This is a genomic window from Streptomyces inhibens, assembly GCF_003389455.1.
In the GTDB taxonomy this organism is placed as follows: domain Bacteria; phylum Actinomycetota; class Actinomycetes; order Streptomycetales; family Streptomycetaceae; genus Streptomyces; species Streptomyces inhibens.
This window is the reverse complement of record NZ_QUAC01000107.1, coordinates 13,651-27,347: the sequence shown is the minus strand read 5'-3', so window position 1 is coordinate 27,347 and position 13,697 is coordinate 13,651. Positions and strand designations below refer to the sequence as shown.

Annotated in this window: 13 protein-coding genes; 4 read left to right on the top strand and 9 right to left on the bottom strand. The window is 72.0% G+C overall.

Annotation, left to right across the window (positions count from 1 at the left end):
• The 4 genes from mtnA to DY245_RS13630 form a co-directional block, all read left to right on the top strand.
• The coding region (gene mtnA / locus DY245_RS13645) for an S-methyl-5-thioribose-1-phosphate isomerase (protein ID WP_128507075.1) at positions 1-1,527 on the top strand (1,527 nt) is incomplete at its 5' end.
• Complete coding sequence (locus DY245_RS13640) at positions 1,524-2,117, top strand: 1,2-dihydroxy-3-keto-5-methylthiopentene dioxygenase (protein ID WP_128507073.1); 594 nt, start codon at positions 1,524-1,526, stop codon at positions 2,115-2,117. The genes mtnA and DY245_RS13640, both read left to right, overlap by 4 nt.
• Complete coding sequence (mtnC, locus tag DY245_RS13635; protein ID WP_128507071.1) at positions 2,114-2,860, top strand: acireductone synthase; 747 nt, start codon at positions 2,114-2,116, stop codon at positions 2,858-2,860. The genes DY245_RS13640 and mtnC overlap by 4 nt, the downstream gene beginning before the upstream one ends.
• 14 nt (positions 2,861-2,874) lie before the next feature.
• Positions 2,875-3,696: an S-methyl-5'-thioadenosine phosphorylase gene (locus DY245_RS13630; RefSeq protein ID WP_128507069.1), complete on the top strand. Its 822-nt coding sequence runs from the start codon at positions 2,875-2,877 to the stop codon at positions 3,694-3,696.
• Here DY245_RS13630 and DY245_RS13625 read toward each other — a convergent pair.
• The 9 genes from DY245_RS13625 to DY245_RS13585 are packed head-to-tail and all read right to left on the bottom strand — an operon-like array spanning position 3,662 to position 13,650.
• Positions 3,662-5,038, bottom strand: a complete 1,377-nt coding sequence (locus DY245_RS13625) for an FAD/NAD(P)-binding protein (RefSeq protein ID WP_244943026.1) — start codon at positions 5,036-5,038, stop codon at positions 3,662-3,664. The two genes, DY245_RS13630 and DY245_RS13625, sit on opposite strands and share 35 nt — an antisense overlap.
• Before the next feature lie 32 nt (positions 5,039-5,070).
• Positions 5,071-6,327, bottom strand: coding sequence for a sulfate adenylyltransferase subunit 1 (locus DY245_RS13620; RefSeq protein ID WP_128507060.1), 1,257 nt, complete (start codon positions 6,325-6,327; stop codon positions 5,071-5,073).
• The gene (gene cysD, locus DY245_RS13615) at positions 6,327-7,262 is read right to left on the bottom strand and encodes a sulfate adenylyltransferase subunit CysD (RefSeq protein WP_128507058.1); all 936 of its coding nucleotides are present in this window, start codon (positions 7,260-7,262) and stop codon (positions 6,327-6,329) included. Before cysD ends, DY245_RS13620 begins: the two co-directional genes overlap by 1 nt.
• Positions 7,259-7,819, bottom strand: a complete 561-nt coding sequence (gene cysC / locus DY245_RS13610; RefSeq protein ID WP_128507056.1) for an adenylyl-sulfate kinase — start codon at positions 7,817-7,819, stop codon at positions 7,259-7,261. The genes cysD and cysC overlap by 4 nt, the downstream gene beginning before the upstream one ends.
• Entirely contained in the window at positions 7,816-9,672 is a 1,857-nt protein-coding gene (locus DY245_RS13605) for a M20/M25/M40 family metallo-hydrolase (RefSeq protein WP_128507054.1), read from the bottom strand. Before DY245_RS13605 ends, cysC begins: the two co-directional genes overlap by 4 nt.
• A 53-nt stretch (positions 9,673-9,725) precedes the next feature.
• Positions 9,726-10,934: an MFS transporter gene (locus DY245_RS13600; protein ID WP_181923665.1), complete on the bottom strand. Its 1,209-nt coding sequence runs from the start codon at positions 10,932-10,934 to the stop codon at positions 9,726-9,728.
• 29 nt (positions 10,935-10,963) lie between these two features.
• The gene (locus DY245_RS13595) at positions 10,964-11,734 is read right to left on the bottom strand and encodes an SDR family NAD(P)-dependent oxidoreductase (RefSeq protein WP_128507050.1); all 771 of its coding nucleotides are present in this window, start codon (positions 11,732-11,734) and stop codon (positions 10,964-10,966) included.
• Positions 11,734-12,699: a sulfotransferase gene (locus tag DY245_RS13590; protein ID WP_128507048.1), complete on the bottom strand. Its 966-nt coding sequence runs from the start codon at positions 12,697-12,699 to the stop codon at positions 11,734-11,736. The genes DY245_RS13595 and DY245_RS13590 overlap by 1 nt, the downstream gene beginning before the upstream one ends.
• Positions 12,700-12,756: 57 nt before the next feature.
• Positions 12,757-13,650, bottom strand: coding sequence for a family 3 encapsulin nanocompartment shell protein (locus DY245_RS13585; protein ID WP_181923664.1), 894 nt, complete (start codon positions 13,648-13,650; stop codon positions 12,757-12,759).
• Between the last annotated feature and the right edge of the window lie 47 nt (positions 13,651-13,697).

Sequence of the window (13,697 nt, the reverse complement as noted above, 5' to 3'; positions counted from 1 at the left end):
GGTGCGCTCGGTGTGGCGCTGTCCGCCCGGCGGCACGCCGGGCCCCACGGCGGCGTCGACGAGCCGGCGGTGCGGGCGGACGCCCGGCGGCTGGTGGCCGCCCGCCCGACCGCGGTCAACCTGGAGTGGGCCGTCCGGCGGGTGCTTTCCCGGCTCGACGGGGGCCACGGAGCCGTCCTCGACGAGGGTCTGGCCATGCTGCGCGAGGATGCCGAGGTGAACACGGCGATGGTGCGACGGGCGGCGGACCTGCTCGGCACCCTGCTGCCCGACCGCCCGCTGCGGCTGCTCACCCACTGCAACACCGGCCGCCTGGCCACCACCGCGGTGGGCACCGCCCTCGGCGTGATCCTCGAACTCGCCGCCCGGGGACGGGTCGCCGAGGTGCTCGTGGACGAGACCCGCCCGCTGCTGCAGGGCGCCCGGCTCACGGCGTGGGAGCTGCGTGAGGCGGATGTGCCGCACCGGGTGTGCGTCGACTCCGCGGCCGCCGCCGCGATCGCCTCCGGCATGGTGGACTGCGTACTGGTGGGCGCCGACCGGATAGCCGTCAACGGCGATGTGGCGAACAAGATCGGTACGTACGGCGTCGCGGTCGCCGCGGCCCGCAGCGGCGTCCCCTTCCTGGTGATCGCACCCGAGTCCACCCGGGATCCCGCACTGACGACCGGCGCCGGAATCACCATCGAGGAGCGCGCCGCCGCCGAGGTCGTCGAGTGCGCGGGCGCACCGGTGGCCCCGGCCGGGACCGCCGTCTTCAACCCCGCCTTCGATGTCACCCCCGCCGAGCTGATCACCGCGATCGTCTCCGAGCGCCGGGTGCAGCGGCCCCGGGAGGAGCCCGCGGAACTCCCGGACGGGCAGCGGCTGGGCGCCGAGATCGCCGCCATGGCACGGACCCTGTACGAGCGCGCCTGGATGCCCGGCACCTCCGGCAATGTCTCGGCCCGCGCGGACACCGCCGGCGGCACGGCGCTGATCACCGCCAGCGGGCGGGACAAGGGCGAGCTGACGGCCCGTGACATGGTGGCCGTACACGCCGAGACCGCGCGGCCGGTGGCCGCCGACGGACCCCCGCCTTCCGCGGAGACCGCCATCCACGCGGCGGTGTACCGGACCACGGACGCCCGGGCCGTCATCCATGTGCACGCCCCTTACGCGACGGCGGTCGCCGGCCGCTGGGCCCGCGAGAGGGCGGAAGCGGGCCCCACCCTGCTCCCGCTCCGCGGCTTCGAACTTCTCAAGGGCCTGGGCCTGAGGGATCCGTCCGCCACCGAAGTGCCCGTCTTCCCCAACCACGCGGATGTCGGGAGGATAGCCACCGAGGTGGCGGACCACCTGCGATCCCGGCCGAAGGCACCACCCGCGCTGCTCATCGCCGACCACGGGATCACGGTCTGGGGCCGCGATCTGGCGCAGGCGCGCAACCGGCTGGAGTGCATGGAGGCGATCTGCCACCTCGTTCTGCTCGACGCCGGCAACTGGCCGGCGCGGCCCGTCACGTCCTTGGAAGGGAAGACCGCATGACGCTCCTTCAGGTGATGCCGGACGACGCACCGCAGACCGTGCTGCTGCGGACCACCGACGCACCGACGATCGCCGGGACGCTCGCCGGCCACGGCGTGGAGCTACGGCACTGGCCGGTCCGCGGCCCCGTCACGCCCCAGGACGACAGCGCCGAGGTGCTGGAGCGCTATCGCGCGCAGGTGGACGAACTGTGCGGCCGCGAGGGAATGAAGGTCGTGGACGTGGCGCGGCTGCACCCGAGCACTGATCCGGGATGGGCCGAACAGGCGGCGAAGGCCCGGTCCACCTTCCTGGAGGAGCACCGCCACGCGGAGAACGAGGTGCGCTTCTTCGCCCACGGCCGGGGCTGCTTCTACCTGCACCTGGAGGAGAAGGTCTACGCCACGGTGTGCGAGGCGGGCGATCTGCTGTCGGTACCGGCCGGCACCCGGCACTGGTTCGACATGGGCACCCGCCCCGACTTCGTGGCCATCCGCTTCTTCGAGGAGGAGGACGGCTGGGTCGGGGACTTCACCTGTGACCCCCTCGCCCGTGCGTTCCCCTCCCTCGACGCACTCGTGGCGGTGCCCCCGCAGCCGGCGGCGCCGTGAACCTCGCCCCCGTACGCACCGTCGTCCTGGACATCGAGGGCACCACCGGCTCGGCCGACCATGTGCACACGGTGCTCTTCCCCTACGCGCGCGAACGGTTCGCCGCGTGGTTCGCCGCCCACCGCGGCCAAGCCCGCTGGACGAGCGTGCTCGACGGTATCCGCGCGGCGACCGGAGCACCGGACCTCGACGAGTCGGGGGCGGTCGCCGCACTGCACGCCTGGACCGACGCCGACGTCAAGGCAGCCCCGCTCAAGGCGCTGCAGGGCGAGATCTGGGCGGCGGGTTACGCCGACGGAACCCTGCACGGGCACGTCTACGACGATGTACCGGCGGCGCTGGCCCGCTGGCAGGCCGCCGGCATCGGACGCCATGTGTACTCCTCCGGTTCGGTCTTTGCCCAGCGCCACTGGTTCGCCCACAGCAATCACGGCGATCTGACCGGCCTGCTCGACGGCTATTTCGATCTGACGACGGCCGGGCCCAAACGGGAGCCGGAGTCCTACCGGACGATCAGCCGCGCCCTGGACGTGCCCCCCGGGCAGACGCTCTTCCTGAGCGATGTGCGGGCCGAGCTGGACGCCGCCGCGGCGGCCGGATGGCAGACCGTCGCGGTGCGCCGCCCGGACGACCCCCGCGGACCGTCCGTCGACGGCCACCCCGTCCTCGCCGACCTGGCCCGGCTGGATCCCCCGCCCCACCCCGGCGGCACCACACCCGCCCCCTCGACCCGGACCCCGTGAGCGAGACAGGACACATGACCACCACCCGAACCACTGCCCCCGCGGCCGACCTCGCCGTCATCGGCGGCAGCGGCTTCTACGAACTCCTCGCCGACGCCGAACGCATCACCGTGGACACCCCCTACGGCGAACCCTCCGACGCGATCACCCTGAGCCAGGTCGGCGGCCGGCGCGTCGCCTTCCTGCCCCGTCACGGGCGCGGCCACGCGCTGCCTCCGCACCGGATCAACTACCGGGCGAACCTGTGGGCTCTGCGCTCGCTGGGCGTCCGCCAGGTCCTGGCACCGTGCGCCGTCGGTTCGCTCCGCCCCGATCTGGGCCCCGGCACCGTCGTCGTCCCCGACCAGCTGGTGGACCGTACGAGCGGCCGCGTCCAGACCTTCTACGAGGAGGGCGCGGTGCATGTCTCGTTCTCCGACCCGTACTGCTCGCACGGGCGGCAGGCGGCATTGGAGGCGGCCGCCGCGGCCGGGACCGGGGCGACGGACGGCGGGACGATGGTCGTCATCCAGGGGCCGCGGTTCTCCACCCGCGCCGAGTCGCAGTGGTACGCCGCCGCGGGATGGTCGCTGGTCAACATGACCGGGCACCCCGAGGCGGTACTGGCCCGTGAACTCGCCCTGTGCTACACCGCGATCGCCCTGGTCACCGACCTCGACGCGGGCATCGACGCACAGCAGAGCGTGTCGCAGGAGGAGGTCTTCAGGGTCTTCGCCGAGAACACCGAGCGGCTGCGCGGGCTCGTCCTGGACACCCTCGACCGGCTGCCGAAGGAACGCACCTGCGGCTGCCCCGACACGCTCACCGGCCTGGAGCTCCCCTTCCCGCTGCCGTGACGGACGCCCGCGCCGGGCGCAGCGCGTGCGCGACCACACCGGCGGCGACCTCCGCCGCCTGGACGCGGATCTCGGGGATCGCCGTGGTCTCCCACAGGTTGCCCAGCCGCAGGGATCCCAGGGTCCACACGGGCGCCGGGCGGCGCCCCGCGGCCGGGAGGAGCCTTCCGTCGTCGGCCGTGTCGAGACCGAGGCCCAGCGGGCCGGCGCGGCCGAGGCCGGTGCTCAGCAGGGAGCTGATGAGGGGGTCGGTCGATTCGTGCAGGGCGCGCTGCGCTCCGGTGCAGTTCACGACGGCACCGACGTGCAGGGGGCGTCCGTCGGAGAGCCGGAGGTGTACGCCGCTGTCGGTGGGCGTGGCGCGGACGATATGGCCGGCGGTGATGCTCACCCTGCCGTCCGCGCGGGCCGCGGACAGCGCGTCGGCGGTCTGCGGAGGCATCCGGTGCCGGTGCACCTCCCAGTGGCGGTGGTCCTCGGCGAGGAAGCGGCGCCGGTCCTCGGGCGTCATCCGCTGCCACAGCGCGGCGGTCCAGGGCCGCAGACCGTCGATGGCCGGACGCCAGTCCCCGTAAAGACGCCGGCAGACCGCTGCCTGGTGCAGCACCATCCGGCGCAGGGACGGCAGATCACCGCACTCGCGGTACGGGGGCGGGGTGACCGCGGGCAGTGGCTGCGGCGTGTGGCGCTGCGGTACGAGGCCGTGGCGGGAGACCGCGTGGACGACACGGCCCGGCCGCGCCAGCGTGAGTGCGAGGTCGCTCATCGTCAGCCCGGTGCCCACCAGCAGCACATCGGAGTGCGGCGGAACCCTGTCGAGCGCGCCCGGCGCCCAGGGATCGGAAAGGATCCCCGGTGAGGTCACCGGGCCGGGCAACCAGCCGCCGCCGGCGGGCAGTTGGCCGAGCGCGAGCACCACGGAGTCGGCACGCAGCTGCGCTCCCGACGAGAACACCGGCCGCAGACCGTCGTCGTCGACCAGGTCCACGACGCGCTCGTGCCGTCTGCGGAAGCGGCCGTGGGCGGTGCCGTCGATGGCCCGTGCCAGGTGATCGGACAGATAGTGGCCGTAGTGGAGGCGCGACACATACTCCCCGGAGCCGACCCGCCGGGACAGTTTCCCGGTGAGCCAGGCGGTGAAGTCGTCCGGCCGGTCGGGGCGGGCGCTCAACTTGCCGGCCGGCACGTTCAGCAGGTGCCGCGGGTCGGTGGTGGAGTACGCGGCTCCTTGCCCGGTCGCCGCCGCCGGGTCGATCAGCTGGACCTCGACGGGGAGCCGCGCGGTGTCCGCCGCGTCGAGCAGCCGGGCCGCCGTGAGGGTGCCGGCGGCACCGGCCCCCACCACGGCGACGGTATGGACTCTGGCCGCCCCCATCACACGGCCGTGCTTGCCATTCCGGCGGCGAGGGTGGTGCCGTCCGCCGGGTCGATGAGGAGGAAGGAGCCGGTGCGCCGGGAGTCGGCGTAGGCGTCCAGGGCGAGCGGTTCGGCGGTTCTGACGACGATACGGCCGATGTCGTTCGCGGTGAGCGCGCCCGGAGCGGGGTGCTGCGAGAGGTCGCCCAGGGTGAGGCGGGAGGGGATCTCCTTGACGATGGCCTGGACGGTGCGGGTGGTGTGCGTGAGCAGTACGCGGTCACCCGGATGGAGCGGGCGGTCCGAGACATGGCAGACGGTCGCCTCGACGTCCCGGGTCGGCGTGGGGGCCGAGGCGGCCGACGCGATCAGGTCGCCGCGGGAGACATCCAGATCGTCCGCCAGCCGGACGGTGACGGACTGCGGAGCCCAGGCCGCGTCCGTGGCCTCCCCCAGGACATCGATCGCCTCGATGGTGCTCGTACGGCCGGACGGCAGGACGGTGACGGCGTCGCCGACGCGCAGTACGCCGGAGGCGATCTGGCCGGCGTAGCCGCGGTAGTCGGGGTGCTCGGCGGTCTGCGGCCGGATGACGTACTGCACCGGGAAACGCGCCGCGTCCCCGGCCGGGTCCGCCACGACGGCCACGGTTTCCAGGTGCTCCAGCACGGTCGGTCCGCCGTACCAGTCCATGTGGGCCGAGGGCTCCACGACGTTGTCACCGGCCAGCGCGGAGACCGGGATGGCGGTGATCTCCGGTACGCCGAGCGAGGCCGCGTACGTCGTGAACTCCTCGGCGATGGCGGCGAAGACGGGCTCGGCGTAGTCGACCAGGTCCATCTTGTTGACGGCCAGGACGACATGCGGGACGCGCAGCAGCGCGGTGACCGCGGCGTGCCGGCGGGTCTGTTCGACGACGCCGTTGCGGGCGTCGACGAGGACGACGGCGAGGTCGGCGGTGGAGGCGCCGGTGACCATGTTGCGGGTGTACTGCACATGGCCGGGGGTGTCGGCGAGGATGAACCGGCGCCTGGGGGTGGCGAAGTAGCGGTAGGCGACGTCGATGGTGATGCCCTGCTCGCGCTCGGCGCGCAGCCCGTCGGTCAGCAGCGCGAGATCCGGTGCCTGCTGCCCGCGTCGCAGCGAGGCCGCTTCCACGGCTGCCAGCTGGTCGGACAGCACCGACTTCGAGTCGTGCAGCAGTCTCCCGACGAGGGTGGACTTGCCGTCGTCCACCGAGCCGGCGGTCGCGAAACGCAATGTGTCAACGATCATCAGAAGTACCCCTCGCGCTTGCGGTCTTCCATGGCGGCCTCGGAGAGCTTGTCGTCGGCGCGGGTGGCGCCGCGTTCGGTCAGCCGGGAGGCGGCGATCTCGGCGATCACCTTCTCGACGGTGTCGGCGTCGGATTCGACCGCCCCCGTGCAGGACATGTCACCGACGGTGCGGTAGCGCACCTGCCGGAGTTCGAGCTGCTCACCCTCCTTCGGGCCGCCCCAGCCGCCCGGCGCCAGCCACATCCCGTTGCGGCGGAAGACCTTCCGCTCGTGGACGTAGTAGATCGACGGCAGTTCGATCTTCTCGCGGGCGATGTACTGCCATACGTCCAGCTCGGTCCAGTTGGACAGCGGGAAGACGCGGACGTGCTCGCCGGGGGAGTGCTTGCCGTTGTAGAGCTGCCACAGCTCGGGGCGCTGGCGGCGCGGGTCCCAGCCGCCGAACTCGTCGCGCAGCGAGAAGACCCGTTCCTTGGCGCGCGCCTTCTCCTCGTCGCGCCGGCCGCCGCCGAAGACCGCGTCGAAGCGGCTCTTCTCGATGGCGTCCAGCAGCGGCACGGTCTGCAGCGGATTACGGGTCCCGTCGGGCCGCTCCTGGAGCCTGCCCGCGTCGATGAACTCCTGCACCGAGGCGACATGCAGCCGCAGACCGTGCCGGGCCACCGTGCGGTCCCGGTAGTCGAGCACTTCGGGGAAGTTGTGCCCGGTGTCCACATGCAGCAGCGCGAAGGGCGGCGCGGCCGGGGTGAAGGCCTTGAGCGCGAGATGGAGCATGACGATGGAGTCCTTGCCGCCGGAGAACAGGATCACCGGCCGCTCGAACTCGCCCGCCACCTCACGGAAGATGTGCACCGCTTCCGATTCCAGCACATCCAGGTGCGCGAGCGCGTACGGACTGCCGGTGTCGCCGGCGCGTGGTGCCGCGGTGGTCATGCCAGTCCCTTCTCTATGAGCAGCGTCTGTACGGCCGCCGCGGACTCGTCCACGGTCTGCAGATGCGGCTCGATCCGCAGATCCGGTGCTTTGGGCACCTCGTACGGGGCGTCGACCCCGGTCAGCCCGGAGATCTGCCCGGTGGCCTGCTTGGCGTAGAGCCCCTTCACATCCCGTGCCGAGCACACCTCGACCGGCGTGGCCACATGCACTTCCAGGAATGCCGTCCCGCTCTTCTCGTGCCGGGTGCGCACCGCCTCGCGGACATCGGCGTACGGCGCGATCACGGGGACGAGCACGGTGACGCCGTTACGCGCCAGCACCTCGGCCACCAGGCCGATCCGCTGCACATTGCGGCGCCGGTCCTCGGGGGAGAAGCCCAGTTCGGAGGAGAGCGACATCCGCAGCTCGTCGCCGTCGAGCACCTCCACCCGCCGGTCCCCGGCGCGCAGCAGCTCCGCGACGGCGCGGGCGATGGTGCTCTTTCCGGCGCTCGGCAGACCGGTGAGCCAGATGGTCGCGCCGGGCCGGCAGGTGCAGTACGGGGGGTGGCTCACAGCGCGCTCCACTCTCGGACCGCCGTGGCCAGCACGGCCCGGGCCGCCCGGAACTCGGCCGCGTCGATGTGCTCGTGCGGGGTGTGATCGAGCTTCGCATCACCGGGCCCGTAGGCCACCATGGGGATGTTCTGCCATGTGGTTGCCAAGGTGTTCATATCGCTGCTGCCCTTCTTGAGCAGGAACCGAGGTGTCACACCAGCGGTCCGGAACGCACGCTGGAAGACCTTCACGAGGCTGCTGGAGCGTCCTGTCGAAACCCCCGGGGTCGCCCGCAGGACCTCAAGTTCGACCGGGGCGGCGACCGCGGCCCGCAGCGCGGCCAGCAGCTCGTCGACGTCGAGCTGCGGCGGGACCCGTACATCCACCACCGCTTCGCCGGCCTGCACATCGCCGTGGTTGAGCGCATGGATCCCGAGCACCGCGGTCATGGCCTCCTGGTCCAGCCGCTCGACCGCCTGGCGGACGGCGCGCAGCGATTCGACCATCCGGTCGCCCGCCGTGCTGACCCCCTTGCCCGCGGTGTGCTCGGTGTGCTCGGAGACGCTCAGCCGGACCTTGACCAGGCCGTAGTAGCCGATCGTCAGCGCGGCGGCGCCGCTCGGCTCACCGATGATCACCGCGTCGGCCGGATAGTGATCGCGGACGTGGAAGGCACCGGCCGCGGTGATCTCCTCCTCGACCGCCCCGACCACGCGCACCTGCACATCGTCGGGAAGGTCCAGTTCGGCCAGCGTCTCCAGATACGTCACCAGGCTGGCCTTGGCGTCGACACAGCCGCGTCCGGTGAGGACCTCACCGTCCCAGCGGGCGGGCCAGCGGTGCGGCACGGTGTCGATATGACCGAGCATCAGCAGCCGCCGGGAGCCCGTACCGCGGGTGGCCACCAGATTGCCGGCCGCGTCGATCTCGGCGTCGATCCCGTTCTCGGTACACCACCGGACGAGGAACTCCGCGATCTCCCTCTCGTCCCGGGAGACGGAGGACAGCTCGACGGCGCGGGCGAGGAGGGTGAGGTCCGCCGCCGGAGCCGGTGCCCGCCAGAACCAGGTGGCCTCGGAGGTGGACAGGGTGTGCGGCCCAGTGATGGCGATGTCGCAGGTGCCCGCGAGGGCGATCTCCGCGGCCCGGACCTTCTGCCGCATCCGGCCGCGGGCGTAGTCCTGTCCCTCGCCGGCAATGGCGTGGCGCAGGGTGCTGGTGGGCGAGTCCGGGTCGGTGAGCAGACCCGCGGTGCCGGTGACCAGCCGGAGATGGTCGGCGTCCAGGGCCTTCGCGGCCTCGGCGGCCAGCACATCGGCGTCCACGTTCAGGGCCGTGCCGCCCTCGGTGTCGGCGACCGGTGGCGACAGGCACACCACGTCGAAGGTGGCCAGCAGACTGGTCAGCCGGGGTACGTCCACGGAGCTCACGGTGCCCGCGCGATGGTCGCGGACCAGCCGTGTTCTGCCGTCCTCGACCACCCGCAGCGGGCCGTTGGCCGTCGCCCGTACCAGGGAACCGGCACGGGCGACCGTGGCGAACACGGACATGCCGCGGTCGGCCAGTTCCTTTTCGATCAGGGGCAGGGTGATCTGCTCGTAGGCCGCGACGATATGCGGTATTTCATCCGGCGGGCAGTACCGTATCGCGTCGCCGTCGCGCGAGGTCACCGTGCGGATCTCGCGTCCGGTGCGGCGGTAGTGCTCCGTGATGCCGGCCGCTCCGCCCGCGATGACCAGCAGCCGGGCGCCGCGCCTGTGCAGCGCGAGGAGTTCGTCGAAGACCTGGCGGTGGGCGAGGCTCGCGCTGCCCAGCTTGACCACGTAGAGCGCGGCATCGCGAGAGCTGGCTACTTCTCCCAGGGTGGGCATGCTTGCGTTCCCTTTCATGCGTGGACGGGAAGAGTGCTGTGCGGATCGGGCGGTCAGCGGGCCGGCAGCCCCAGCGCCTTGTTACGGCGCCGGGCCGCGACGGTGCCGGTGAACAGCGAGCCCAGGACGGCCACCGCGGACAGCAGGAAGGTCGCGGTGTAACTCACCTCGGCGAGCAGCCCGCCGAGCAGCCCCGCGATACCGACAGCGATATCGAAGAAGGAGGTGATGGCGCCGAGCGCGGCGCCGCGTTCGGCCTCCGGTGAGGTGTCGATGGTGATCAGGGCCAGGGCGGGGTAGAGCAGGGTGAAGCCGCCGCCGGCGATGAGCGCGCCGACCGCCGCCGGCCACAGGGACGGGGCGAACGCGATCAGCACCATGCCGATGGCCTCGACCGAGGCCGAGACGACGATCACGGGCAGCGCGCCGATCCGGTCCGGCATCCGCCCGGCGACCAGCCGAACGACCACATACGCCACGCTGAACAGGCTCAGCAGCAAGGAGCCGTTGGCGATTCCGCGGGAGGTCAGCGACAGCGCCCCGAAGCTCGCGACCGCGGCGTACCCGAAGGCACCGCAGCCCAGGGACAGGCCGGGCAGCACCGACGAGGGCGGCAGCAGCCGGCCGGAGACCGCGGTGCCCAGACGGGCGCTGTTGGGCAGCAGCGTCAGCACCACGACCGCGACGGCGGGCAGCGCCGAGGCAAGGATCCACACGGCGGTGTACGAGCCGGTGCGGAACACCACCTCGCCCAGGACCGGCCCCACCGTGAGCCCGCTCCACATCGCCAGCCCGTAGAAGCCGACGATCTGGCCGCGCCGCTCCGGGGGAGTGAGCGACACCGTCCACACCGACCCGGCGGTGAAGAGAAAGGCCTCTCCCACGCCCATCACCAGACGCGCCACGAGCAGGCCGGGCAGGCCCAACGGCAGTGCGTACAGCGCGCCGACGACGATGATGAGCAGCGCGCCCAGCATCATCACCGGCCGGCTGCCCCGCCGCTGGGCGACCTGCCCCGCGTACGGCCTGACGAGCAGCGCCACCACGCCCGACACGGTGAACGTCGCCCCGACCTCGAACGGTGACCCGTGCAGCTGCTCGGTGACCAGCCGCGGAATGACCGGAATCACCAGGCCGAACGAGGCGAAGGTGCAGAACAGCGCGGTGATGACACCCAGGAAGGTGCGCACCCAGGGCTGCTGTGCCTCCGCTCCTGAGGACGGCGCGACCTTTGTGCCTGCCGGCAACGCTTCCTTGCTCACATTCCCCTCCGTCAGCTCCATCAGCTCCGTCAGCCGATACCGCGTGTGTTGCCGCCGTCCGCCACCAGCACGGTGCCGGTGACGAACGCCGCCTGCTCGCTGGCGAGGAAGGCGGCAAGGCTTCCCAGGTCCTCGGCCCGGCCTATCCGGCCCAGCGGCAGTTCCCTGGCGACTTCGGCGATCCGCTCCTCCACCTGTGCCCCGTACTGCTCGTCGAGGATCGGTGTCCGGTGGAATCCGGGGGCCAGGACGTTCACGGTGACCCCGCTGGCGCCGAGGGAGTGCACCAGCCCCTTGACGAACCCCAGCACGCCCAGCCGTGCGACGGAGGACAGACCGCTCCCGGGGTGCGGCTGGCGCACCGCCTCGGAGGTGATCATGACGATCCGGCCCCAGCCGGCTTCGGTGAGATAGGGCGCGGCGGCGAGCGAGAGCGACACATGGGGGAGCAGATTGTCGTTGACCGCCTGCCGGTACTCGGCGACCTTGAAGCTCTCCACCGGGCCGAACGGCACACCGCCGGAGTTGGTCACCACGATGTGCAGCCCGCCGAATTCCTCGGCCGTCTGCCGTACCCACGCGGCGGCGGCGTCCTCGTCGCGCAGGTCGACCACGGTGCTCACCACCCTGCCGGGGCCGCAGCCGTCCACCTCCGCACGGGCCCGCGCCAACTTGTCCGGATCCCTGCCGCAGAGCGCGACATGGGCGCCTTCCGCCGCGAGGGTGCGCGCGACGGCGAGGCCGAGCCCGCTGCTCGACGCTGCGACCAGGGCGACCCGGCCGTCGAGTCCGAGATCCACTATCCGAGGTCCTTTTCTGGCGAGGGCCACACCCGGCCGGGCAGCACCGGGTAGCCGTAACGGGCGAGCAGAGGAGCGGTCAGCGCGGTCACCGTGGCGGTGTCGGCGGCGGAGAGCTCGGTGTGCCAGCGGCTGTCGGGGCGGATCAGGGTCTCGCCCTGGCGCAGCCGGTCGGGGTTGCCGGTGACCGTGTGGTTCCCGCTCAGGTGCACCTTTCCGGACTCGTCCACCGGTGAGGCGTCGTCGAGTCCGGCGAACCGCAGCACCTCGGTGACGACGTCCTTCGGCCGCTGTGAGAGGTCCTCGTGCCGGATCCGCAGATACCGGCCGCCGGCGCTCTCACCGATCAGCTCCGAGGCGAGGTTGAAGGCCGTCCAGTAGTTGCTGCTGCGCGCCGGGCTCATCGGGTCGATGTACTGCTTGCTGCGCCGGTAGGACAGCGCGGTGGCCCGCGGGTCCCGTACGACGTGCAGCACACGGACGTCGAGGTCGCTGCGACCCAGCAGCGCCGCCGCCTCCGCCGGGTACTTCGAGCCGTCCACGATCAGGCGGTCACCGCCCTCGCGGGCGACCAGCCGGTAGATGTCCGCCGTACGGTCGAGGAGCTCGGTGATACCGGGCGCGGGCACTGTCTCGCCCCGCGCCTCGGCGAGCCGGGTGCGGGTGTGGCGGGTCCTCAGCAGGGCGTGCTGGCGCATCGTCACGTGGTGGGCGGTGGCGGTGGCATCCGGTGTCGCCGACTGGGTGGCCGTCAGCACGGCCGACCACAACGGACAGTCACGCAGACTCAGTCCGCAGCCGCAGTCGGAATTGGTGCCCGATTCCAGCACTCCGTTCTGCCACAGATAGTGCAGTTCTCCGACATGCAATACCCCGGGGAGTTCATTGAGGACATTGCCCAGCAGCGTACTGCCGCTGCGCATCCAGCCGGTGACGTAGAGGATGCGTGGGGGCTTTTCGGCCATCGGGGGGAGGGATCCTTCCGTCGTCATCGCGGTCGTCCGATTTCTCCGGCACGTGCTTCAGTCGCGCGACAGCAGCAGGAAGTGCTGCGGCAGGTGAACGGCGAGGCCGACACGGGTGGTTGCCTCGATCAGGTCGCAGCCCTCCGGCCCGGCGCCCCTGCGCAGCGCCAGCGACGCCACGTCCGGCACGAGGAGGGTGGCCGCGGCCCGGAAGTCGCCGAGCAGCACCTGGTCACGCGGGATCATGCGGGTACGGGAGACGGTGATGCCGGCCCTGGCGAGCAGTTCGAGGACGCCGCCCTTGACCAGCTCCCAGTAGGTGAAGGGGTGGACGACGATGCCGTCACACGAACCGCCGGTCTCCTCGACCTCCGCGGCGGCGGAGGTGAGGGCCTCGGCGAGGTCGTCACCGAGCGGGGCCTGGCGGCTCTCGGGGAGGGTGAGCAGTCCGGGAATCTTCTTGTCCGCGGTGCCGTGCAGCAGCGCGTCGTTCTCCACGGCGGACAGCCGGACCAGCACCCGGTAGTCGACGAAGGACGCCAGCAGGCTCGGCTCGTCCAGCAGGCCGGCGGGCAGCGGTACGGCCACCGACAGATCGGTGAGCTCGGCCTCGCTCATACGCGGTGCGAAGGCCGCCTCGGGCGTGGTGTCGTACGAGGTGCCGGACGCGCTCAGCGTGGTGGCGGGCGGCTCGTGGACAAAGGGCACCGTGCGGTCGGGCACGGACGCGGTCTTCAGCAGATGACGCACCGCGTAGCGCGGACGCGTCGCGAACAGCGGGAACACCGCCGGCAGATGGGCCCGGAAGGGGATGACCCGGTCTTCCGCGGTACCCGCTCCCCGCACGGACCAGGCGAACTCCTCGCCCGGGGTGCGGGTGTGCAGCGCCGGGTCGGCGAGCGAGACCCGGACGCCCTCGTGGACGGCGGTACTGGCGGCAGCTCCCTGCATGACAACTCCTAGCGGTACGCATGGATATGCGGAAGAAATCTTGAGGT